At 62.6% G+C, this 21,984-nt stretch carries 22 protein-coding genes and 1 tRNA gene; 15 read left to right on the forward strand and 8 right to left on the reverse strand.

What is annotated here, in order from left to right:
• Nucleotides 1–32: 32 nt before the first annotated feature.
• The 5 genes from rpsT to rplU form a co-directional block, all read right to left on the reverse strand.
• Complete coding sequence (gene rpsT, locus L1075_RS09790; RefSeq protein ID WP_040239257.1) at nucleotides 33–299, reverse strand: 30S ribosomal protein S20; 267 nt, start codon at nucleotides 297–299, stop codon at nucleotides 33–35.
• 207 nt (nucleotides 300–506) lie between these two features.
• A complete protein-coding gene (gene proB, locus L1075_RS09795; RefSeq protein ID WP_246941653.1) occupies nucleotides 507–1,643 on the reverse strand; it encodes a glutamate 5-kinase in 1,137 nt (378 codons plus the stop codon).
• A 26-nt stretch (nucleotides 1,644–1,669) separates the two neighbouring features.
• Nucleotides 1,670–2,857, reverse strand: coding sequence for an Obg family GTPase CgtA (gene cgtA, locus L1075_RS09800; protein WP_246941654.1), 1,188 nt, complete (start codon nucleotides 2,855–2,857; stop codon nucleotides 1,670–1,672).
• 85 nt (nucleotides 2,858–2,942) lie between these two features.
• Entirely contained in the window at nucleotides 2,943–3,200 is a 258-nt protein-coding gene (gene rpmA, locus L1075_RS09805) for a 50S ribosomal protein L27 (RefSeq protein ID WP_040239264.1), read from the reverse strand.
• 33 nt (nucleotides 3,201–3,233) lie between these two features.
• A complete protein-coding gene (gene rplU / locus L1075_RS09810) occupies nucleotides 3,234–3,545 on the reverse strand; it encodes a 50S ribosomal protein L21 (protein WP_040239266.1) in 312 nt (103 codons plus the stop codon).
• 274 nt (nucleotides 3,546–3,819) lie between these two features.
• Between rplU and ispB the strand changes: the two genes are divergently transcribed.
• From ispB to L1075_RS09830, 4 genes are all read left to right on the forward strand, one after another.
• Entirely contained in the window at nucleotides 3,820–4,794 is a 975-nt protein-coding gene (gene ispB, locus L1075_RS09815) for an octaprenyl diphosphate synthase (RefSeq protein ID WP_075368589.1), read from the forward strand.
• Between the two features lie 81 nt (nucleotides 4,795–4,875).
• Nucleotides 4,876–4,952, forward strand: a tRNA-Pro gene (locus L1075_RS09820).
• A 226-nt stretch (nucleotides 4,953–5,178) separates the two neighbouring features.
• On the forward strand, nucleotides 5,179–5,793 hold the full coding sequence (locus L1075_RS09825) for a Fic/DOC family protein (protein WP_040239314.1): 615 nt from the start codon (nucleotides 5,179–5,181) through the stop codon (nucleotides 5,791–5,793).
• A 551-nt stretch (nucleotides 5,794–6,344) separates the two neighbouring features.
• Nucleotides 6,345–6,758: a VOC family protein gene (locus L1075_RS09830; RefSeq protein ID WP_246941656.1), complete on the forward strand. Its 414-nt coding sequence runs from the start codon at nucleotides 6,345–6,347 to the stop codon at nucleotides 6,756–6,758.
• A gap of 9 nt (nucleotides 6,759–6,767) precedes the next feature.
• Here L1075_RS09830 and L1075_RS09835 read toward each other — a convergent pair whose 3' ends face one another.
• Nucleotides 6,768–7,016, reverse strand: a complete 249-nt coding sequence (locus L1075_RS09835; protein WP_040239321.1) for a hypothetical protein — start codon at nucleotides 7,014–7,016, stop codon at nucleotides 6,768–6,770.
• Nucleotides 7,017–7,153: 137 nt separating this feature from the next.
• On the opposite strand from L1075_RS09835, the gene L1075_RS09840 reads away from it, so the two are divergent.
• Entirely contained in the window at nucleotides 7,154–7,954 is an 801-nt protein-coding gene (locus L1075_RS09840; RefSeq protein ID WP_246941658.1) for a prolipoprotein diacylglyceryl transferase family protein, read from the forward strand.
• A 121-nt stretch (nucleotides 7,955–8,075) separates the two neighbouring features.
• On the forward strand, nucleotides 8,076–11,018 hold the full coding sequence (gene rapA, locus L1075_RS09845) for an RNA polymerase-associated protein RapA (RefSeq protein ID WP_246941660.1): 2,943 nt from the start codon (nucleotides 8,076–8,078) through the stop codon (nucleotides 11,016–11,018).
• A gap of 22 nt (nucleotides 11,019–11,040) precedes the next feature.
• Here the strand turns inward: rapA and L1075_RS09850 are convergent, their stop codons facing one another.
• Nucleotides 11,041–11,937: a TIGR01777 family oxidoreductase gene (locus tag L1075_RS09850; RefSeq protein WP_246941662.1), complete on the reverse strand. Its 897-nt coding sequence runs from the start codon at nucleotides 11,935–11,937 to the stop codon at nucleotides 11,041–11,043.
• A 174-nt stretch (nucleotides 11,938–12,111) separates the two neighbouring features.
• Here L1075_RS09850 and L1075_RS09855 point away from each other — a divergent pair, with 174 nt between their 5' ends.
• The 9 genes from L1075_RS09855 (at nucleotide 12,112) to L1075_RS09895 (ending at nucleotide 20,119) form a co-directional block, all read left to right on the forward strand.
• Complete coding sequence (locus L1075_RS09855; RefSeq protein WP_246941664.1) at nucleotides 12,112–12,492, forward strand: sirohydrochlorin chelatase; 381 nt, start codon at nucleotides 12,112–12,114, stop codon at nucleotides 12,490–12,492.
• An 88-nt stretch (nucleotides 12,493–12,580) separates the two neighbouring features.
• A complete protein-coding gene (locus L1075_RS09860) occupies nucleotides 12,581–13,498 on the forward strand; it encodes a MerR family transcriptional regulator (RefSeq protein WP_075369389.1) in 918 nt (305 codons plus the stop codon).
• 27 nt (nucleotides 13,499–13,525) lie between these two features.
• Nucleotides 13,526–14,947, forward strand: a complete 1,422-nt coding sequence (phrB, locus tag L1075_RS09865) for a deoxyribodipyrimidine photo-lyase (protein WP_246941666.1) — start codon at nucleotides 13,526–13,528, stop codon at nucleotides 14,945–14,947.
• A gap of 42 nt (nucleotides 14,948–14,989) precedes the next feature.
• The gene (locus tag L1075_RS09870) at nucleotides 14,990–15,436 is read left to right on the forward strand and encodes a nuclear transport factor 2 family protein (protein WP_246941667.1); all 447 of its coding nucleotides are present in this window, start codon (nucleotides 14,990–14,992) and stop codon (nucleotides 15,434–15,436) included.
• Between the two features lie 41 nt (nucleotides 15,437–15,477).
• Nucleotides 15,478–16,269, forward strand: coding sequence for an SDR family NAD(P)-dependent oxidoreductase (locus L1075_RS09875; protein WP_246941669.1), 792 nt, complete (start codon nucleotides 15,478–15,480; stop codon nucleotides 16,267–16,269).
• Entirely contained in the window at nucleotides 16,266–17,594 is a 1,329-nt protein-coding gene (locus L1075_RS09880; RefSeq protein ID WP_343311067.1) for an NAD(P)/FAD-dependent oxidoreductase, read from the forward strand. Before L1075_RS09875 ends, L1075_RS09880 begins: the two co-directional genes overlap by 4 nt.
• Complete coding sequence (locus L1075_RS09885) at nucleotides 17,591–18,355, forward strand: DUF1365 domain-containing protein (protein WP_246941671.1); 765 nt, start codon at nucleotides 17,591–17,593, stop codon at nucleotides 18,353–18,355. The genes L1075_RS09880 and L1075_RS09885 overlap by 4 nt, the downstream gene beginning before the upstream one ends.
• A complete protein-coding gene (locus L1075_RS09890; protein ID WP_246941673.1) occupies nucleotides 18,352–19,620 on the forward strand; it encodes a class I SAM-dependent methyltransferase in 1,269 nt (422 codons plus the stop codon). The genes L1075_RS09885 and L1075_RS09890 overlap by 4 nt, the downstream gene beginning before the upstream one ends.
• A gap of 4 nt (nucleotides 19,621–19,624) precedes the next feature.
• Nucleotides 19,625–20,119, forward strand: coding sequence for a DUF2878 domain-containing protein (locus tag L1075_RS09895; RefSeq protein ID WP_246894746.1), 495 nt, complete (start codon nucleotides 19,625–19,627; stop codon nucleotides 20,117–20,119).
• Here the strand turns inward: L1075_RS09895 and L1075_RS09900 are convergent.
• Nucleotides 20,088–21,923, reverse strand: coding sequence for a putative bifunctional diguanylate cyclase/phosphodiesterase (locus L1075_RS09900; protein ID WP_246894745.1), 1,836 nt, complete (start codon nucleotides 21,921–21,923; stop codon nucleotides 20,088–20,090). The two genes, L1075_RS09895 and L1075_RS09900, sit on opposite strands and share 32 nt — an antisense overlap.
• Nucleotides 21,924–21,984 lie beyond the last annotated feature (61 nt).

Here is a 21,984-nt window from a genome sequence, read left to right on the forward strand (position 1 = left end):
GTTTTTTCACGCGTTAACGCCAAGTCCCGGCTTCAGGCAGCCAGGGCCTTAATTCGCTTGTTCAAGCGACTCTTGATGCGTGCAGCCTTACGCTTGGAGATCGCGTCCTTGTCGGCGATGCGGTCGATGACCGGCTGTGCCGCCTTGAGCTCGGCCATGGCCTGACCGTGATCGCCGCTTTGGATCGCCTTGACGACGCGCTTGATATACGTGCGCACCATGCTGCGTTGGCTGGCATTGTGCTGACGACGCTGCTCCGCCTGGCGGGCGCGTTTACGGGCCTGTTTGGTGTTCGCCACCGTCTACTCCTTGGAGATGTTGACAGTCATATTCTGTAAGAAATTGATTCGTATGACTTTTTACTACGTCACGCGAATCGGCCAAAACGGGATCGCCACTCGCGAGGCGTCCCATCAACGGGCCGTGTCTGAGAGGATGCGGCATTCTAGCATGGTCCGCGTGGAAACGGCTATAGGTTCACCGATCGACTCCTCGACATCACGCCCTCAGATGATGACCAAGTTATCGCGATGAATGAGCTCCGGTGATTCCATGTAGCCAAGCAACGTCTCGATACGATGACTGGGCTGACCCACGATACGACGTGCTTCGTCGCTGCCGTAGTTGACCAGCCCCTTGGCGACTCGGGCGCCTTGCTCATTGACGCAGACCACCATGTCGCCGCGCTTGAAGACGCCCTCGGCGCGCCGCACGCCCACCGGCAGCAAGCTCGATCCATGGCGATGCAGTACCTCGACCGCGCCATCATCGAGCACCAGCGTGCCGCGCACCTGAAGCTGCCCAGCCAGCCACCGCTTGCGCGCTGCCAGAGGGGCATGATCCGGCATCAACAACGTACCCAACGTTTCACCTTCCGCCAGCCGCGTGAGCACCGACGCCTGACGCCCACTGGCGATCACTGTCAGCGCGCCGGAGCGCGCCGCCAAGCGAGCCGCACGCACTTTGGTCGTCATTCCGCCACGCCCCAGGGCACCGCCGTCACCGGCGACCGCGGCCAGCGCCGGATCATCGGCACGCCCCTCGGCAATCAAACGCGCCTCGGGGTCGTGACGTGGATCGGCATCGAACAAGCCTTCCTGATCGGTGAGCAGGATCAACGCATCCGCTTCCAAGAGGTTGGCCACCAGAGCGCCCAGCGTATCGTTATCGCCGAAGCGGATCTCGTCGGTGACCACGGTGTCGTTTTCGTTGATCACCGGCACCACGCGCAGTGCGACCAGCGTGCGCAACGCCGAGCGCGCATTGAGGTAACGCTTGCGATCGGACAGATCATCATGCGTCAGCAGCACTTGCGCGCTACGCAAACCATGCCGTGCGAAATGGCCCTCGTAGCATTGCGAAAGACCCGATTGCCCTACCGCGGCGGCCGCTTGCAGTTCATACACTGCCGAGGGCCGAGACACCCAGCCCAGGCGCGCCATGCCCTCAGCTACCGCTCCGGACGAGACCAGCACGACCTCGATACCGCGCGCATGCAGGGAGGCGATCTGATCGACCCAACCGCCGACGGCCTCGGCATCGAGGCCACGGCCGTCGTTGGTCAACAATGCGCTGCCGATCTTGATCACGACACGCCGTGCACCTCGCAAAGCATCACGGCTTGTCGACTGCGACTCACTCACCGGCTTCTCTCCCTTCTTGCCTCGGCTCAGGGGGCGTATTCCACTTCGACATCGTAATCATCATCGTCGAAGTCATCGTCATCTTCCTGAACCGGCTTGCGCTTGCGCGACATGCGCGCTTCGGTACGCGCCACGGCCTCGTCTTCCATACGCTGACGCATCTCGCGCTCATGCTCGAAGGCCACTTCGTCTTCCGCCTCGAGCTGACGTTGCTCGGTCAGCCAGCGATGCGCCGCCTGTACCAGCGGCTGGGTGCCCTCGCTACTGATCGCCGAAATCCGATACACCGGCCCTGTCCATTCCAGGCGCGCGACGATATCGTCGACCGTCGCCTGGCGCTCCTCCTCGGGGAGCAAGTCGAGCTTGTTGAGCACCAACCAGCGTGGCCGTTCGGCCAGCGTGGTGGAGAATTGCTCGAGCTCGTACGCGATGGCCCTCGCACTCTCCACGGGATCACTTTCATCGAACGGCGCTACATCGACGACATGCAGCAACAACCGCGTGCGGGTCAGGTGCTTGAGAAAGCGCAGTCCCAAACCTGCACCGTCGGACGCACCTTCGATCAATCCGGGCACGTCGGCCATCACGAAATGCTCATGCGTCCCCAACTTGACCACCCCGAGATTGGGCACCAGCGTGGTGAAGGGATAGTTGGCGACCTTGGGTTTGGCGGCCGAGACGGCACGAATCAGCGTCGACTTGCCGGCATTGGGAACGCCCAGCAAGCCGACATCGGCCATCACCTTCATCTCGAAGCGCAGGTTGCGGCGCTCGCCCTCGGTACCCGGCGTCGTCTTGCGCGGCGCCCGGTTAGTGGAAGACTTGAAGTGAATGTTACCCAGCCCTCGGCGGCCCGCCTGCGCCACCAGCTCGACTTGGCCGATCTCGGTCACGTCGGCGATCACCTCGAGGGTGTCCTCGTCGATCACCGTGGTCCCCACCGGCACCTTGACGTACAAGTCTTCGCCGTTGCGGCCGCTCATCTGACGGCCTTGGCCCGGCTGCCCGTTGGGCGCCTTGTAGAAACGCTGATACTTGAAGTCGATCAACGTGTTGAGCGCGTCGTCACCGATCAGATAGACGCTGCCGCCGTGCCCACCGTCGCCGCCGTCCGGCCCGCCTTTGGGAACGTACTTCTCGCGCCGGAAACTCAGGCAGCCGTTGCCACCCTTGCCGGCCTCCACAATGATCGAGGCTTCGTCGACGAATTGCATGGACACTTCTCCCGACGGCTACGGCCGCCCTATACGAAAAGGCCCCGCCTGAGCGGGGCCTTTCCTTTCACCGTTCGTGGCGGTCTCAGGCGGAGACGACGCTCACGAACTTGCGGTTTTTCGGACCCTTGGTCTCGAACTTGATCACGCCTTCGTTCAGAGCGAACAGGGTGTGATCCTTGCCGATGCCAACGCCGCTGCCCGCGTGGAACTTGGTGCCACGCTGACGCACGATGATGTTGCCGGCGGTCGCCGCCTGGCCACCGAACAGCTTGACACCAAGGCGTTTGGATTCGCTATCGCGACCGTTACGAGAACTACCGGCAGCCTTTTTATGAGCCATTGCAAATACCTCGCGTTATCTAGGGAATATCGCTTACGCGGAAATTCCGGTGATCTTGACTTCGGTGAACCACTGACGATGGCCTTGACGACGCATCTGGTGCTTACGGCGACGGAACTTGATGATCTGGACCTTTTCGCCACGACCATGTGAAACGACTTCTGCCGTTACCTTGGCCCCGTCGACCAGCGGCGCGCCGACCTTGATATCATCATCATCGCCGACCAGCAGAACTTGGTCGAGCTCGAGGGTATCACCCGTGGCCACTTCCAGCTTCTCGAGCTTCAGGGTCTGGCCTTCCTGAACGCGGTACTGCTTGCCACCGCTCTTGATTACTGCGTACATGTCACTCTCCAGCACTCATCGGGGTTGCGCTCTTCATCGGCCTGCGGCGAGTGGCGCCCCTTCCGGCAGCCATCTGACAGGGAGCATGATGAGTCGAGCCGCGTATTATAGCGACACTCGGGCATACCGGGCAAGCGTCTTTCACGCCATAACTGGCGCGGCCTGGCGAGACCTCGGCATGCGCCTTGACGCCTCCCGGGGGGCCCCCTAGCATAGCCCGAGCCCAAGGCCGCAATAAGAGGCGGCCCAACCCCTTATTGCGACAAGCCGACCCATGCAGCCCAACGCATCGCCCATCCATGCGGCGGTCGCGGATGATTTCGCCGCCGTCGACCGCACCATCCTCGCCCAACTGGCTTCCCGGGTTCCCCTCGTCGAAACCATTGGCCGCTACATCATCGAAAGTGGCGGCAAACGGCTGCGCCCTCTGCTCGTGCTACTCGCGGCGCGCTCGTTGAATTATCCGGGCGATCGCCACGTGACCCTGGCCACGCTGATCGAGTTCATGCATACCTCGACACTGTTGCACGACGACGTGGTCGACGAATCACACCTGCGCCGTGGCAAGGCCACCGCCAACGACGCCTGGGGCAACGCGCCCTCGGTGCTGGTAGGCGACTTCCTTTATTCGCGCTCGTTTCAGATGATGGTCGAAGTCGGCTCGATGCGCGTGATGGAGATTCTTTCCGGCGCCACCTGCGTGATCGCCGAAGGTGAGGTGCTGCAGCTGACCAATATCGGCAACCCCGATATCGATGAGGCCGCCTACTTCGACACCATCCAAGGCAAGACCGCCATGCTTTTCGAGGCCGCCAGCCATAGCGGCGCGGTGCTCGCCGAGGCAAGCCCCGCGCAGGAAGAGGCACTCAAGCTCTACGGACGCTATCTGGGCCTGGCCTTCCAGCTCGTCGACGACCTGCTCGACTATCAGGGCGATGCTGACGCCATGGGCAAGAACGTCGGCGACGACCTTGCCGAAGGCAAACCCACGCTGCCGCTCATCCATGCCATGGCCGTCGGCGATGCCGAACAGACCAAGATGATTCGCCGCGCCATCCGCCAGGGCGGGCTCGACCATCTCGACGAGGTGCTGGCCATCGTCAACGACACCGGCGCGCTGGAATATACTCGCCGCCGCGCCGTGGAAATGGCCGACCGCGCCCTGGCTCAGCTCGAGCTGCTGCCCGAGAGCCGCTACCGCGACAGCATGGCCGAACTCGCCCATCTCGCCGTCGAGCGTCAGACCTGACCCGCCGCCTCGCAAAAGGGTTGCGCGCGCATCGCGGATGCGTATAATGCAGCCCCGTCGAGTCGGCACCCCCGGCACGAACGGAGTATAGCTCAGCTTGGTAGAGCGCTGCCTTCGGGAGGCAGAGGTCGTAGGTTCGAATCCTGCTACTCCGACCAAGAATACGAGCAAAAACGGCCACTTAGCTCTTCGGAGCGGTGGCCGTTTTTGGTTGCGGCGCTCTCCAGGTTCCACGCATCGAAAAGTCCTCAGCCAAGACTGTGTAACCGCGCGCTGCACGGGCGGCGCCTGCTTGAGCTTATCGAGACAAGAAGTTGCTGGCAGGTACCGAAAAAGCGTAAAACCTGAAATCAGGCGGATAACAAGAACCGGAAGGAGCAATCCATGAGCCGTTATCATGCTCCCGGCGCCCAAGGCAGTGCCGAGCCTGGCTCGGATGGCAAGGTCATGGCCAACAAGTTGGGCCTTACCGATCAGGAAAGCCTAGATGAAGCGGAAACCGAACTGCTTCTCAAGCTCTATGAAGACGTGTTCAGCACGCTGGAGGAAGACCAGTCCATCGATACCGAGATGCTGAAGCGCTGGCATCGCCGTTGGCTGGGTAGCCTCTACGACTGGGCGGGGGAGGAACGCCAAGTCAACCTGGAAAAGGACGGCTTTCCGTTTGCGGCAGCGGCTCAGCTACCAAATTTACTGCATCAGTTAGACAAGAAATGGCTGAGCCCACTGACGCCATGTAGTGGCATGACCCGAGAGGCAGCCATCAGAGCCATCGCTCAGGTGCATGTCGAGCTAATTCTGATCCATCCCTTCCGGGATTGTAATGGACGCATCGCGCGTCTGCTGGCCGATGCCATGGCCTATCAGGCGGGGATGAACCTGCTGGACTATCACGACTGGGTCGAGAACAAGGACGCCTACATAGGCGCGATCCACGCCGGCCTTAGCGGCGATTACGGGCCGATGATAGAACGAGTCAGTAAAGCGGCAGGGACTTGAAGCGAGACTGGCTAGTGCTCAGCTTTGTCTCAATAGCGTGGCTAGACTTACCGGTTTCCACGGCAGTGGACGTGGCAACGGCCTTCAGTAGAGCTTTGCGATCCACTGTGCGACGTTTTTTGAGCGCGGTGGAAGCTGTCATGGAAGTCCTCCTCATTCGATAGACTCTATTTTACGCGTTTTCCCAAGAACCTGCAGCATTCAGGTTCTCGTCCTGGCGCCGCCGGGAGCGTGCCATGCCTATGAGCAGCAGAAAGGATAGCTGATACGGCACGGTATCGAGGTGGAAGGGCTGATACGCCGATGGTTACCACTACTTAACCCAGGTTATCGATAACCTGGGCGAATAAGCACAACGTGACCAAGCTAGGAAGCTCAATGGCACACGGATGTGCCAACCTTCCTTACCCTTCATCAGTACGCTCACCAGGCCGTTTGCTTCACAACGTCGATAGGCATGATGTATCCGCACCATAGTCATGCCGTGCTTTCCAGTGGCGCGTCAGCATCCATACTGATGGATACGCCCATCGGCGTCTTGGGAGTCCATCATGCAACGTTTATCGCTGGAACCCGCCGCACTTCATGTCGCGCGACTCACCCCCTTGCTGGAATGGCTACAAACGCATCTGGCATTGCAGATCTTGTTGCGTACTCCGTACAGCGCTTATCTTGAACTGCACTGCGAAGGCCATAACAGTCATGTGCTACTGCTTGAAGAGCATCCTGATGCTCCCGCCAGCACGCTAGGCCTAGAAGCCGACAATGCAGAGTTCGAGCATCTTGCGCCCCGACTGACCAGCCAAGGTGCACGCTGCTTGGAAGCATCGCGCGAACATCCCAGCGCATCGCGTGGCTGTGCTTGGCGGGTACTGACCATGCCGCTACCCGGTGACTGGCAACTAATGCTACTGGCCCTTGATCCATACCGCTGCCAACACTTGGGCCCACACGGGCTGGCTTGAAAAGCCTCATCACTCTTCGTCTTCTTTCGCTCGCCTGACCCGTTCGGCCATGGCGCGGCGCTGTTTATTGCGACGATAGCGGCGCATCAGCGCCACCCAGCAAGCCGCGAGAAGCATCAACGCCAGAGTCATACCCTGCCAAGGGCGCGCCGCGTCGCCCAGACACGTCTCCAGCGTCATGATCAGGATGAACCCCAGGGCCTGACTGGCGATGGCTGCCGCGCGCAACCCATCGATTCCATAGCGCGAACTCACCATGCATTCTCTCCCTTCCGCCTCGCCCTGACGCCGCGCGAGGACTTCAACCCAGCCACCACGCTTTAAAGAGGCGACCCCAAGGGCGTTAGTGTAACGTGTCAGGCATCGCGATTCGTCATCGCCACCATGAGGGTCCCATGCCGCCGATCATGCTCGGACACGTGCCACTTCCACCTGCGCCTCTATACGCCTTCGTCACGGCGCTCGGCTTATTAGCGCTGGGCGCATTGTTGCGCCTATCCCGCACGCATCGACGCCAGTGGTTGAGCGGTACGCTGGTGGCAGCGCTGATCGGGGCTCGCCTGATGTATATCGTGCTTCATGCCGAGGCTTATCGCGAGGCGCCGTTCGAGGCTTTCACGCTGTGGCAAACCGGGTATCATCCGCTGGGCGCCTTGCTCGGCGCTGTCGCGTGGACACTGTGGCGCCTGCGCGACCTGCCAGCGCAGCAAATGCGACGAGCCACTGGTGCGCTCATGGTGTGCAGCGCGCTATGGTGGGGATTGAACGTCTGGCAACCGCTGGCGGGCGATCCTCCGCCCCCACATCTGCCGAGCCTGACATTGAAGGCACTCGACGGCACGCCGACGTCCATCGAAACGCTGGCGTCGGCGTCTCCGCTCATCGTGGTGTTGTGGCGCAGCGACTACCGGGCATGCCGCCGCACGTTGGCGCGGCTCGCCGACCTGAACCCCGATACCGCCGTATTGACGGTCAACGAAGGCCAGACCCTACTTCAAGCCGCACGCTATCTCGATGCTCAGCATGCCGCCTTCACCCATGACCTGCGTGACCCACGACAACGCCTGCAGGCCTATTTCGGGATGCCTGCACTGCCGCTGGTAATGCGCCTCGACGCCCATGGCAGGCTTCGCGATTACCAGGCAGGCGAGGTTTCCACGGCGCATCTCATGCGCTGGCTGACGCCCACGACCTGAAAACGCAATCGCCTGTTAAGCCCTTCGCCGCTTTCCGGTAGAATACCGCGCCCCGCCGTCCTGCATGCTCCCCCGGCAAGACGGCGCGCCACGTACCGTTACATCATCATCCCGAGGCATCATGAGCGAATTCATTCCGGGCCAGCGCTGGGTCAGCGACGGCGAAGCCGAGCTGGGGCTGGGCACGATCCTGAGCTGTGACGTCCGAAGCGTGACCGTTCTCTTTGCCGCCAGCCAGGAAACGCGCACCTATAGCGTTCGCCAGGCACCGCTAACCCGCGTGGTCTTCGGCGCCGGCGACCGGATCGAAGCTGCCGATGGCCGCACCCTGACCGTCGACGACACCAAGGAAACCGACGGGCTGCTGGTCTATATCGTCGAGACGGCGGACGGCGAATACGACGAGCTTCCCGAAAGCCGCCTCGCCGATAGCATGCGCTTCCAACAGGCGCGCGATCGGCTGCTCACCGGTCAGGTCGATCGCAACGACTGGTTCGAGCTGCGCTACCGCACCCTGCATCACTATCACCGCATCGCCCAGCATCCAGCGAATGGCCTGGCCGGCCCGCGGGTGGACCTCATCCCCCACCAGCTGTACATCGCCGACGAGGTCTCGCGCCGTCATGCGCCGCGCGTACTGCTGGCCGACGAAGTGGGCCTGGGCAAGACCATCGAAGCCGGTTTGATCCTGCATCGTCTGCTGCTCACTGGGCGTGTCGAGCGTGCGCTGGTCCTGGTGCCCGACAGCCTGAGCCATCAATGGCTGGTGGAAATGCTGCGCCGCTTCTCGCTGCATTTCACCTTGCTCGACGAACAGCAAAGCCAACACAGCACGGGCAACCCTTTCGAGAGCGCCCAGCTGGTGCTGGCCAGTCAGCAATGGCTGTTCGCCAATCCGCACCGCCAAACCCAGGCCCAGGCCTGCGACTGGGATCTACTGATCGTCGACGAGGCCCATCATCTCGAATGGACGCCCGAGACCAGCGGCCCCGGCTATGCCTGTGTCGAGCAGTTGGCGCGCGTCATCGACGGCGTGCTGCTGCTCACCGCCACGCCTGAGCAAATGGGCCAAGCCGGCCACTTCGCGCGACTGCGTCTGCTCGACCCCGAGCGCTACACCAGCCTGGAGGCCTTCGCCGCCGAAGAAGCGGGATATGCCAAGGTCGCCGAGGCAGTGGACGCCCTCGAGCGCCTGCCCGGCGATGCCGCGGATCGTGACGCCGTGGGCGCCGTCATCGACGACGCGGACAGTCAGGCACTGCTCGAAACGCTGTTCGACCCCGAAAGCGACGAGGCGCAGCACCATAGCGCCCGCCGCCAGCTCCGCGAGCAGTTGCTGGACCGTCACGGCACCGGCCGCGTGATGTTCCGCAACAGCCGCCGCCATGTCGCCGGCTTCCCCGAGCGTCATTTGCACGTCACGCGTCTAACCCCGCCTTCCAGCTACCGCCGCGAGCTACGCAAGCTGGACCGCGACATGGACTACCTCGACGACCTGCTGATCGCTACCGGGCTCGATCACCCCGAGGTGCTGCTATATCCCGACGCCATGTACCGCGCGTTGAGTGACAATTCGCCGGGCGACATTGCGCTCAATAGCGAACCCTGGTGGCAGATCGACCCACGCGTGACCTGGCTCCTGGAGCGCCTGACCGAGGTCGGCCGCGACAAGGTGCTGGTCATCGCTCACGATCGCGAAACCGCCAGCGATCTCAGCGAAGCGCTGCGCGTGCTAGGCGGTCTCCAAGCGCCGGTGTTCCACGAGGGCATGACGCTCATCGAGCGCGACCGGGCCGCGGCGGCCTTCGCCGACGACGAAGACGGCTGCCAAGTGCTGGTGTGCTCGGAAATCGGCTCCGAAGGGCGCAACTTCCAGTTCTGCCGACATCTGGTGATGTTCGATCTACCGGCGCATCCCGATCAGCTCGAGCAGCGCATCGGTCGCCTCGACCGTATCGGCCAACAGCACGCCATCGAGATCTACGTGCCGGTGTTCGAAGATAGCCCCGGCGAGCGACTGCTGCGCTGGTACGATGAGGGCATGCGTGCTTTCAATGCCCCGCATGGCATCGGCAGCGAGCTCTACGATGCCTTCGGCGATACCGTGGCCGACTCCCTGCTCGACAATGACGCCCTCGTTGAAGTCATCGAGGAAACGCGCGCCTATTTCGAAAGCCGTCTTGCTGCACATGAGGCCGGCCGCGACCGGCTCTTGGAATGGAACGCCTGCCGCCCGGAACGCGCCCAAGACATTACCGAGGCCATCCGCGAGCTGGACGAAGACACGACATTGCCACGTTACGTCGACAAGGCCCTGGACGTGTTCGGCGTCGAGAGTCGCGATCTCGGTGGCGACATCCAGCACCTGCTGGCAGGACCGCACATGCTCGATGGCCTGCCAGGATTGGTCAAAGGCGAGGAAGGCTTCTCGGCGACGTTCGATCGGCAGCGTGCCCTGGCCCGTGACGACGTACAGCGCCTCTCCTGGGAACATCCACTAGTGCGCGAAATGATGGAGCGCATTCTCGACGGCACCCTGGGCAACACCGCACTGGCGCTGCTTCAGCACCCCTCGATTCCCGGTGGCAGGCTGATGGCCGAGCTGGTGTTCCGGACCCATTGTCCGGCACCTCGGCACCTGAATGTCGGGCGCTTCTTGCCACCCACCGCGGTTCGCTTGTTACTCGACGAGTCGGGCGCCAACCTGACTCAGAAGGTCTCATTCGGGGGCCTGGCGAAGAACCTCAAGAAGGTCAAGAAGGCCGTGGCGCGAGACCTGATCAAGTCGCGCCATGCGCAATTGCGGGAGCTGTTGACCAACGCCGAGGGCGAGGCCGAGAACGAGTTGCCGAGTATCGTCGAGGCCGCACAGACGCGCATGCGCGAGACGTTGGACACCGAGTTGGCCCGCCTCAAGGCCTTGGCACGCCATAACCCGTCAGTGCGCGACGCGGAAATCGACGCCCTCGCCCACGAGCGCCAGGCGCTGGATACGGCCATCGATGCCACGCGGTTACGCCTCGATGCAGTGCGCGTGATCGTCACTGTCGACCCACCCGAGTAAATCCAGGTCGAGAGACCCCGCGTCAGCGCCCGAGAATCGCCTTCAGGGCGCTGTCCAGCGTCGGATAGTGAAACGTGAACCCCGCCGCCTCCAGGCGCGCGGGGCGCATACGCGCGCCGGTCAACAACAGGCGTGACATCTCGCCCAAGGCTAGCCGCAGTAAGCCTGCAGGCACCTTCATCAGCGCGGGGCGATGCAGATGATGCGCCAAGGTACGCGTGAAGTCGGCATTGGTGACGGGATGCGGCGCGGAGGCATTGAAAGGCCCTTCGAGGTCATCCCGTTCGAGCAACAACAGCACGATGCGCACTAGATCCTCGCGATGAATCCACGGCATGTACTGACGCCCACTCCCCAGACGACCACCGAGACCCAGCCGGAAAGGCGGGAGCAGCTTGCTCAGCGTGCCACCACCGGCATCGAGCACCAGCCCGGTACGCAACAGCGCGACCCGCACACCCAGCGGTTCGGCCGCCCGCGCCGCCGATTCCCATTGCGCGCACAGGCGATGGGCGAACTCATCGGTGGGCGGCGTCTGCTCGGTGACGTCGCGCTCTCCTTGATCGCCGTAAAAGCCCATGGCCGACCCGGAGACCATGACCCTCGGCGGCGTCTCCAGACGCTCGCACAACGCCACCAGCTCGCGCGTGATGTTCAGCCGCGATTCGAGCAAACGCTTTTTCTGCGCCTCGCTCCAGCGCTTGTCGGCAATGGGCTCGCCAGCGAGGTTGACGATCGCCTCGGGGGCGTCTTCTGCAAATGCCATGACCGACTCGCGGATCTCGATGCCCTCGGGCAGATGCGTTTGCGCCCGGGCGGGCGAGCGCGATACCACTAGCAACCGATGGCCAGCCTCATGTAGACGATGGCAAAGCAGCCGTCCGACGAAACCGCTACCGCCGGTGATCAGTATGCGCATGATGACTCTCCGAATACGTATTATACGACCGTTGTACAGTTTGCTAGAGTTGTCCAGGTAAATATGTATTGGCCTGAGCGAACAGCATAGCTCATGGCCACCCGCCACGCGGCTGTCGTCGCCACGCAAGGCGCCACGCAAGGCGCCACGCCAAATACCATAGGAGATTGCTCGATGAGCCACGCTTTGATATTACTTGCCCATGGCTCCAGCGATGCGCGCTGGCGCGCGCCTTTCGAGACGCTCGAACACGACCTGCGCGCACGCCTCGAAACCCCCGCTGTCATCGCCTATATGGAACTAAGTGAACCCTCGCTGGAAACCCGAGTCGCCGAACTTTATGACCAAGGCCATCGACGCCTCGACATCTTGCCACTGTTTTTCGCCGCCGGACGTCACCTGCGTCAGGACGTACCAGCCCAGCTTGAGGCATTGCGCGCGCAATATCCCCAGGCGGCACTGACGCTACTCGATCCTGTCGGCCAGCACCCCGCCTTCGTCGAAGCATTGGCAGGCATCGTGACGGCCCGCGCAGAAGTATCGCCGGAAAACTAAGACGTGATGGGGATTGTACAAAATCATTGCGACGTACAACTTCATCCCCCATGCTGAGTGGCAAGATTCATAGGAGGAACCTAAGCGCATGAGTGAACAGGCGATGGATCCGGCCAGTTCGCCGCTGTACCCGATCCGCGAGGTTTCACGGCTGACCGGCGTCAATTCCGTGACCTTGCGCGCCTGGGAGCGCCGCTACGGCCTGATTCGCCCGCAGCGTACCCCAAAGGGACACCGTCTCTACGCACGCGAGGACATACGCCGCGTCGAACGCATTCTGCAATGGCTAAACCGGGGTGTTCCCGTCAGTCAAGTACGCGATCTGCTCGAGCAGGCCGAGCCCACAGCCAATGATGCCCCACCGCCAGACATCAGCGACTGGGAAAGCCAACGCCAGCAACTGCTGCAGGCCGTCGACGCGCTGGATAACGATACGCTGGAGGCCCTGTTCAGTCGCAGCATGGCGCTTTATCCCGCTGGTTTGTGCGTGACCGAGTTATGGCAGCCGGTGATCGATCAACTTGAGGAACGCTGGAGCGATCAGTTCGGTGCCGAGTTGCAGCGCCGCTTGCTGGAAAGCTTCTTGCGCACGCGGGTCGGCATTCGCCTTTACCACGCCAACCAAGCCTCACGGGGGGCGCGTCTACTGCTATTGCGCCTGCCCGAGGAGCGCGACCTTTTGCGCCTGTTGCTTTTGGCACTGGTCGCGTCCGCCTCGGGATTTCGGGTCGAATGGCTGGATACCGACCTACCGCTCAACGAGTTGCCACTGGCCGCGGAGCGCTTCAAGGCAGACGCCGTGCTCATGACTAGCGGATACGCCGAGCGCAGCGATCTCATCCGGCGTCAGTTGCCACGCTTGGCGGAGCAACTCGAGATGCCGCTGTGCTTAGTTGGCCCCGTGGCACGCATCCGCGGTGCGGAACTGGAAAACACCCAGGTCGCCACGCTCGGCAACGAATTACCCGCCGCGCTCAGCCGCCTGCATGGGCTGCTGGGACGCTAACCCTTACACCTGCGCCAGGGATGGGCCATGTCCGATGTGCAATTGATGTGGTTCCGCAGCGACCTGCGAACCTTCGATAACCGCGCCTTGCATGCCGCCGCCGAACGCGGACCGGTAATCGCCGTTTTCTTGATCAGCTTTCCGCAGTGGCAACATCACGACCACGGCGCCAACAAGGTGGACTTCTGGCTGCGTGGCGCAGCAGCGCTTCGTGAGCACCTGGCCGGTCTCAATATCCCCTTGCTGCAACGACGCATCGCGACCTACGACGAGGCACCCGCAGCACTGCTCGAACTGGCGCGCACTCATGGCGCCAGCGCGCTGCACTTCAATCGCGAATATCCTCTCAACGAGTCCCGCCGCGATGCGGCAGTGGAATCTGCCTTCCAGGCGAACGGGCTGGCAGTATGGGGCCACACCGATGCCGTCGCCTACGCCCCCGGCGAGCTGCTCACCGGCAAGGGCGAGCCATATAGCGTGTTCACGCCGTTCGCCAAGGCTTGGCATCGCCAGTTGGCGTCACGCCGCATCGCCTTGGTGGAAGAACCTGAGCCCCAAGCCCAACTGGCTATCGACGCCGACCCGCCGCCTTCTCGTGATCTCGAGGCGATGGCCGACGCGCCACTCGACCCGAGTCTGTGGCCCGCGGGACAGGACGAAGCCGGCGACCGCCTCGAACGCTTCCTGCGTTTTCGCGGCCATCATTACAAGCGCCAGCGAGATTTCCCCGCACTCCCCGGCACCAGCGAACTGTCGCCCTACCTGGCGCTGGGCATGATCTCGCATCGCCAGTGCCTGCACGCGGTGATGAGCAACAACGAGGGCCACCTGGCCGACGGCGATGCCGGCCTCACCGCATGGGCCAATGAATTGATCTGGCGCGAGTTCTATCTGCATATCGCCGCCAGCTTTCCCGACATCAATCGCCACTACCCCTTTCAGCCGCATACAAAGGCCTTGGCCTGGCGCGACGATGATGCGGGGTTTCAGGCTTGGTGCGAAGGGCGTACAGGCTACCCGCTGGTCGATGCCGCAATGCGCCAGCTCGTCCATTGTGGATGGATGCACAATCGCCTGCGCATGGTGGTGGCGATGTTCTTGTCCAAGCACTTGTTGATCGACTGGCGTCGCGGCGAAGCCTTCTTCATGCGGCATCTCGTCGACGGCGACTTCGCCTCCAACAATGGTGGCTGGCAGTGGGCCGCTTCCACTGGCACCGATGCCGCGCCGTATTTCCGCATTTTCAATCCCACCACTCAGGCGGAACGCTTCGACCCTGAAGGTCGCTTCATCGCAGAGTACCTGCCGGAACTGGCCGAATTGCCTCTCAAGTCACGCTTTTTCCCCGACGCGACGCAACGCCGGCAAACCGGCTACGCCGAACCCATCGTCGACCACAAGGCAGCACGCCAACGCGCGTTGGACGCCTTCAAGTCACTGACGACGTAACCGCGCGCCAAGCTCAGGCCACAACCCCTTTCGGAGGACAGCATGCGCCAGGACCCTACCTTGGAGGCGTTTTGCCATGCCTTCAAAAAGCTGGACAAAACATGTACAAGAGACCTCCAGAACCTCTACACTGAAGATGTGTCATTCACGGACCCATTACACCATCTCGAGGGGCGCGACGTGTTACTGCGCTACTACGCCGAGATGCTCGACAACGTGACCGAGTGCCGCTTCGACACTGGACACTGTCAGCGTGAGGGCGATGACGCCTGCGTCGACTGGGTTATGTATCTCACGCACCCCCGGCTGGCCGGTGGGCGCGAGATCGAGGTCGCCGGATGTTCGCGACTGACGTTTCGCGGCGAGCGGATCTGCCGGCAACGCGATTACTTCGATGCCGGCGCAATGCTCTACGAGCATCTTCCCGTGTTCGGCGCACTGATCCGCTGGCTCAAGCGGCGCGTGGATCCGGCGAGCCACTCGCGCTAGGCATCCCGCACCACGTGCGCTCGGCATCTAGAGGAGAGCCCATGGCGACCCCAACGGCACCCCGACGTATCTGGCTGACCGGCGCCACCTCCGGCATCGGTGAAGCCCTTGCCAAGCGGTTGTTGCAAGACGGGCACCGCGTGGCCCTGACCGCACGTCGACGCGACGCACTGGAGGCACTCGCAGCACCTTTCGAGAATGCCCTGGTCGTTCCCGCCGACCTGACCGATCGCACCTCGGTCACTGCCGCCGGGGAGCATATAGAGGCTATCTTCGGCGGCCTCGAGCTGGCGTTGCTCAACGCCGGCACCTGCGAATACGTCGACGCGCAACACTTCGACGTCGACCTGATCGAGCGCGTGCTCGCCACCAACCTGCACGGCACCCTGTATGCCATCGATGCGGCACTGCCGTTACTGCGCCGCACTCGCCATGGCACGCAGCGTCCGCAGTTGGCCGCCGTTTCCAGCGCTTCGGCGTATTTTCCGTTGCCGCGCGCCGAGGCTTACGGCGCTTCCAAGGCCGCGATCAGCTACTTCCTCGCCTCCCTGCGACTCGACCTGGCGGCGGAAGGCATCGATGTCAGCGTCATACACCCGGGCTTCGTGCGCACGCCGCTAACCGAGCGCAACGACTTCCCCATGCCCATGCGCGTCGAGGTCGATACCGCCGTCGAGGCCATCCTGCGCGGCCTGGAAAAACGCGTACTGGACATTCACTTTCCGCGCCGCTTCACCTTGCTGGTCAAGCTGGCGGGCATCCTGCCGCCTGCGCTACGTCATCGGCTCGGGCGTCTCTTGACCCGTAACACCGCCGAAGAGGGGCGCCCGTGAACGTGCCCACCTCACGCATCGCGGTGGTCGGTGGCGGCATTGCCGGCATGGCCTGCGCCCATTACCTCTCGCAACGCCACGAGGTGACGCTGTTCGAGGCCAACGCACACCTCGGCGGCCACACCGCGACCGTCGATGTCGAACTGGACGGGCAACGGCATGCCATCGACACCGGCTTCATCGTCTTCAACGACCGTACCTATCCGCACTTTCAGCGCTTGCTTGCGCAGTTAGGCGTGGCCGCGCAAACCACCGAAATGAGCTTCTCGGTACATGCCACGCACGAGGACTTCGAATATAACGGCCATACCCTCGACACCCTGTTCGCCCAGCGTCGCAATCTACTGCGGCCCGGCTTTCACGGCATGCTGCGCGATATCCTGCGCTTCAATCGCCGCGCGGTACGCGACCTATCACACGGCACCTTGCCGGAGGGCATGACGCTAGGCGAGTACCTAACACGGGGCGGCTACGGCGAGCTTTTTCGGCGCCGTTATCTACTGCCCATGGGCGCCGCTATCTGGTCCGCCAGCGAACGCGACATGGCGGACTTCCCACTGATTCCTTTCGTGCGTTTCTTTCATCATCATGGGCTACTGTCGGTGAGCAATCGGCCCCAGTGGTACACGCTGACCGGCGGCGCACGGCGTTACATCGCCCCGCTGACGGCCGCCTACGCGCAGCGCATTCGCCTGGCTTGCCCGGTGCTGGGTATCGAGCGCGACGCAACGGGCGTGGCCCTGACCACGCCCCAGGGCCAGGAGCGTTTCGATCAGGTGGTGCTCGCCTGTCACAGCGACCAAGCACTGGCGATGCTGGCTGCCCCCAGCCACGCAGAGCGTGAGATCCTCGATGCCCTGCCTTATCAGGACAATGACGTTGTCTTGCATACCGATACCCGAATGCTGCCACGACGGCGCCGCGCCTGGGCGAGCTGGAACTATCGCATCGACGGACGCCAGGAAGACGCCCGCATCTCGGTGACCTACGACATGAATCGTCTCCAGCATCTACCAGGCGCGACGCGCTTCTGCGTGACGCTCAACGACAGCGACGCCATCGCCCCCGAGTGCATGCTACGCCGCTTCGTCTATCGTCATCCCTGCTTCACGCTGGCGGGGGCCGCCGCCCAAAAGCGTCATGCAGAAATATCCGGTCTGCACCACCGTACGCATTTCTGCGGCGCGTACTGGCGCCACGGTTTCCACGAAGACGGCGTCTGGAGCGCGCTGCGCGTGGCCCGTGCACTGGGCTGCGATGAATCCGGTGTTCTGCAAGGGTCTCTCTCGCCGGCCAACGCAACACCTGAAGGAGTCCAGGTATGAGCGCCTCCTTGCATAGCCGAGTCACCTTGGGCGAACTGCGCCATCGACGATTCACGCCGCGCACGCACCGCTTCACCTACCGCGTATGGATGGCCTGGCTCGACCTGGACGAGTTGCCCGAGCTTTTCGATACGCTACCGGGCTTTAGTGCACGACGTGCGGCGCTGGCGCGCTTTCGCCGCGAGGATTACCTGGGGCCCGTGCACTTGCCACTCAAGACGGCGGTGCGCCAGCGACTTCGCCACGAGCTGGGCGAAGCACCCGACGGCCCGGTTCGAATGCTGACCCAGCTGCGCCTCTGCGGGGTGCTCTTCAACCCCATCACGCTGTATTACGCCTACGACCGAGACGAGCGTCTGTGCGCCATTCTCGGCGAAGTTACCAATACGCCGTGGCGGGAGCGCCAGGTCTATGCCTACCGGGTAACGCCGACGCGCCATGTCCACGCCGCCCATTTCGACAAAGCCCTGCATGTCTCACCGTTCAACCCCATGGACATGCAGTATCGGTGGCGCTTCAACACACCGGACGAGCACCTGCTGATGCATATGGAGGCGTGGCGCAACGCTACGCGCCATTTCGACGCCACGCTGAGTCTGCGTTTTGCGCCAGCGGGGCGGCGTGCATGGCTCACCGCACTGGCACGCGCGCCCTGGATGAGCCTCAAGACACTGGCCGCCATTCATTTCGAGGCAATGCGCTTATGGCTGAAGCGCGTGCCACTCTTTTCTCATCCCCGTGGCGAGGAGACACGCCCGTGACGACCACCCGTTCCGCTACCAAGACGCCTGTCCGCACGCTCGATGCGCGTGTAGCACGTTGGCTCAAGCCACGTCTGCTGCGCCAACTGTCGACCCTTGAGGGCGGCGTGCTGATCGTCGAGGAAGCCGGACACACGCATCGTCTCGGCCAGGGCGGGCCACTCACGGTACGCCTGCGGATACATCACGACCGAGTCTGGCGGCGCATCGCGCTGGGAGGCAGCGTCGCGGCCGGGGAAACCTATATGGATGGTGACTGGCACTGCGACGACCTGGTCGCGCTGATTTGCTTGCTCGCGCGCAACCTGGAACACGTCAACGAGCGTCTGGAGAAAGGCCCTGCAAGACTGGCGCACGGTGTCCTCAGCGCTCTCCAAGCCCTGCAACGCAATACCACCAACCGCGCCCGGCGCCATGTAGCTGCACATTACGACCTCGGCAATGCTCTCTTCGAGACGTTCCTCGATCGCGAGCACTGGCTTTACTCCAGCGCCATCTTTCCACGCCCCGACGCCAGCCTGGAAGACGCGTCGACATACAAGCTAGAGCTCATTCTCGACAAGCTGGATGTCGGCCCCGAGCATCACCTGCTGGAGATCGGCACCGGCTGGGGTGGACTGGCACTTTATGCGGCGCGCACCCGAGGCTGCCGCGTCACCACCACGACCATTTCCGAGGAGCAGTACGCGCATACCTCGCAGCGCATTCGCGACGCCGGCCTCGAGGATCGCATCACCCTACTCAAGCGCGATTATCGCGACCTCGAGGGGCGTTACGACCGCCTGGTATCGGTGGAAATGATTGAGGCAGTGGGGCATCAGTACCTGGACACTTATCTGGCCACCGTCGACCATCTCCTCGACGATGACGGCCTGGCGCTTATTCAGGCCATCACCATTCGCGACCAGCGCTATGAAGCAGCCAAGCGCGAGGTCGACTTCATCAAGCGTTACATCTTTCCTGGCGGTTTCCTGCCTTCCCACCAGGCGATGTTGGAAAGTATCGCGCGGCGCACGCAACTCAACGTACTCGTCCTCGACGAGATCGGGGCACATTATGCGCGTACGCTTTGCGAATGGCGCCAGCGCTTCGAATCCAGCCTCGAGCGCGTTCGAAGTCTCGGCTACGACGAGCGCTTCATCCGCATGTGGCGCTATTATCTGTGCTACTGCGAAGGCGGCTTCCGCGAGCGCACCATCGGCGCCTCGCAGTGGCTACTGGCCAAACCTGGCAGCCGGCGCGCACCGCTCACCGGCGCACCTTGACCCCATGCTTGGCAAGGTTTTAAACGCGCTCGCGTTTCAAGTCGGCTGGCTAGCCTGCGTGCTCGGTGGTACGCCCTGGGCCTTGCTCACGGTCACGGTAATCGTGACGTGTCACCTGCGGTGGCTGGGCATACCGGGAGAGTGGCGCTGGCTGGCGGGATTCGCGCTACTCGGCGCGGGCGTGGACGGCACGCTGACATTGCTCGGCGGTTTACGCTTTACCGATGGATCGGAACTCACTCCGGTACTGCCGCTATGGCTGTGGCTGCTCTGGCCGCTATTCGCGACCACCATTCACCATTCACTCGCTTGGCTATGGTCGCACCCGTGGCTGGCAATGCTGGGCGGGGCGCTCGGCGGGCCGAGCTCCTACCTAGGTGGCGCACGCTTGGCAGATGTCGAACTGGCGCCTTGGGCAGTGGCGGTGCAGGCCGTAGTGTGGAGCGGTTTATGCGGATGGTTGGCGCTCAGGAAAGTGACACCTCGAGATCGCCCTTGAGCCGCCTCTCGACATCGGTGACACGCTCGGGGCGGGCGTAGAGGAAGCCCTGCACCATGGCACAGCCCTCTGCACGCAGGTAATCCCGCTGCGCCTCGGTTTCCACCCCCTCGGCGACCACATCCAACCCCAAACCACGTGCCATGGCGAGCACAGCCGAGGTGATGGCAGCGTCGGCGCTATCGTCAGGCAGGGCGCGCACGAAGGCACGGTCGAGCTTGAGTTTATCCACCGGCAATTGCTTGAGATAAGCCATCGATGAATAACCGGTGCCGAAGTCGTCTATGGCAATCGGATGCCCCTTGTCACGCAGCGCGATGAGACGCGTCGAGATATCCCCAGCGCGCTCATCGAGCAGCACCGACTCGGTCAGTTCCAGTCCCAGCATGGCCGCAGGCACGTTGTGCTTGGACAAACTGGCAGACAACCGCGACTCAAGGTCGCCCTGGATTAGCTGCACCGCAGAGATATTGATCCACACAGGCACGAACGATAATCCTTGCTGGCGCCAGGTCGACAACTGCGCGCAAGCATGGTCGATCACCCAGTCGCCCAGCGACGCCATCAAACCGTGACGTTCGGCCAGGGGGATGAACGTTCCCGGCGAAATCATGCCATGCGTGGGGTGATACCAGCGCAGCAGGGCTTCCATGCCGGCCAGACGCCCGTCATCGAGATAGTGCTGGGTCTGGTAGAAAAGTTCGAGTTGCGTACCGTGCGCCAAGGCTTGGCGAAGCTCGTTTAGCAGCTCGAGTTGCGGATCCCCCGCGACTTCCAGCGAAGGACGGAAGCGTTGACTGTGGTTACGTCCGTGGCGCTTGGCAGCGTAGAGTGCCGACTCGAGACGCTGGAACAGCACTCCGGAATCACGCCCATCTTCGGGCGCACGGCAAGTGCCGATGGTCAGCCCCAGGCGAAGAGGTTTGTCGCCAACCTCGAACGGTTCGCTAAGATGCCCGCGTAGCCCTTCTACCCATTGTTCGTGATCGTCATAGGTCGTGGTGCGAATGACCATGAACTCATCGCCGCCCAGGCGGCCTACCACCCCTCCGGCAACGAAGGCGGCGAGCCGTTGTCCGAAGCGCGATAGCAGGCGATCGCCCTTGTCGACACCCATGGCATCGTTGACGGCCTTGAAGCCATCGATGTCGATCAATGCGATATCCAATCCCTCGCCGGCACGCAGGCGTTGCAAGCGCGAGGCCAGCAAATCATGCAGGCGCCGGCGATTGGGTAAGCCGGTCAACGGATCTTCGAAGCCGATACGCTGCAGATCCTGCTCGCGCGCTTTATGACGCGTGATATCGGTGAACAATCCCACGTAATGCGTGACGCTCCCCTTGTCATCCGTAATCGCCCGCACACGCAGCCATTCGGGGAATTGATCGCCATGCTTGCGCTGATTCCAGACCTCTCCTTCCCACTGCCCGGTAGCATTGAGCGTTTGCCAATAATGCTCGTAGAAAGCCTTGTCGTGGCGACCGGAGGAGAGCACCGACGGATCGAGGCCGCGTATCTCGTCGTCGCTGTAGCCGGTGATTTGCGTAAAGGCCGGATTGACCGCCTCGACGCGATTGTGGGCGTTGGAAATCACCACGCCATCAGGGGAGAGCGTGAGCGCCGCTTCGGTCAGTTGACGACGAGTCGCCTCCAGACGAATCTGCCGCCAGGCATCCAGGCCACCGATGACAACGACCACCAGAGCCGCCAGTCGCAGCATCAGCGTCGGCAAAAGGCTCATGGAGGCCATGGCAGCAATGCCCGTCCATACCAAGGGACGGTTAAGCGTAAAGACGGACCACATGGCGAGTTAGCGGCTCAATCAATAGAGGTTCGTGAAGTGCAGGCATCATGCCCCTTCTCTT

It is taken from the genome of Chromohalobacter beijerinckii (assembly GCF_023061185.1).
GTDB classification, from domain to species: domain Bacteria; phylum Pseudomonadota; class Gammaproteobacteria; order Pseudomonadales; family Halomonadaceae; genus Chromohalobacter; species Chromohalobacter beijerinckii.

Bases quoted from the DNA above. Each gene is read 5' to 3' on its own strand.
- L1075_RS09875 (WP_246941669.1), top strand. From the start codon at position 15,478: ATGGCGACCCCAACGGCACCCCGACGTATCTGGCTGACCGGCGCCACC.
- L1075_RS09855 (WP_246941664.1), top strand. From the start codon at position 12,112: ATGAGCCACGCTTTGATATTACTTGCCCATGGCTCCAGCGATGCGCGC.
- rpmA (WP_040239264.1), bottom strand. From the start codon at position 3,200: ATGGCTCATAAAAAGGCTGCCGGTAGTTCTCGTAACGGTCGCGATAGC.
- L1075_RS09900 (WP_246894745.1), bottom strand. From the start codon at position 21,923: ATGTGGTCCGTCTTTACGCTTAACCGTCCCTTGGTATGGACGGGCATT.
- cgtA (WP_246941654.1), bottom strand. From the start codon at position 2,857: ATGCAATTCGTCGACGAAGCCTCGATCATTGTGGAGGCCGGCAAGGGT.
- L1075_RS09840 (WP_246941658.1), top strand. From the start codon at position 7,154: ATGCCGCCGATCATGCTCGGACACGTGCCACTTCCACCTGCGCCTCTA.
- L1075_RS09885 (WP_246941671.1), top strand. From the start codon at position 17,591: ATGAGCGCCTCCTTGCATAGCCGAGTCACCTTGGGCGAACTGCGCCAT.
- L1075_RS09895 (WP_246894746.1), top strand. From the start codon at position 19,625: ATGCTTGGCAAGGTTTTAAACGCGCTCGCGTTTCAAGTCGGCTGGCTA.
- rapA (WP_246941660.1), top strand. From the start codon at position 8,076: ATGAGCGAATTCATTCCGGGCCAGCGCTGGGTCAGCGACGGCGAAGCC.
- L1075_RS09825 (WP_040239314.1), top strand. From the start codon at position 5,179: ATGAGCCGTTATCATGCTCCCGGCGCCCAAGGCAGTGCCGAGCCTGGC.
- phrB (WP_246941666.1), top strand. From the start codon at position 13,526: ATGTCCGATGTGCAATTGATGTGGTTCCGCAGCGACCTGCGAACCTTC.
- L1075_RS09835 (WP_040239321.1), bottom strand. From the start codon at position 7,016: ATGGTGAGTTCGCGCTATGGAATCGATGGGTTGCGCGCGGCAGCCATC.
- L1075_RS09830 (WP_246941656.1), top strand. From the start codon at position 6,345: ATGCAACGTTTATCGCTGGAACCCGCCGCACTTCATGTCGCGCGACTC.
- ispB (WP_075368589.1), top strand. From the start codon at position 3,820: ATGCAGCCCAACGCATCGCCCATCCATGCGGCGGTCGCGGATGATTTC.
- L1075_RS09870 (WP_246941667.1), top strand. From the start codon at position 14,990: ATGCGCCAGGACCCTACCTTGGAGGCGTTTTGCCATGCCTTCAAAAAG.
- L1075_RS09860 (WP_075369389.1), top strand. From the start codon at position 12,581: ATGAGTGAACAGGCGATGGATCCGGCCAGTTCGCCGCTGTACCCGATC.
- rplU (WP_040239266.1), bottom strand. From the start codon at position 3,545: ATGTACGCAGTAATCAAGAGCGGTGGCAAGCAGTACCGCGTTCAGGAA.
- L1075_RS09850 (WP_246941662.1), bottom strand. From the start codon at position 11,937: ATGCGCATACTGATCACCGGCGGTAGCGGTTTCGTCGGACGGCTGCTT.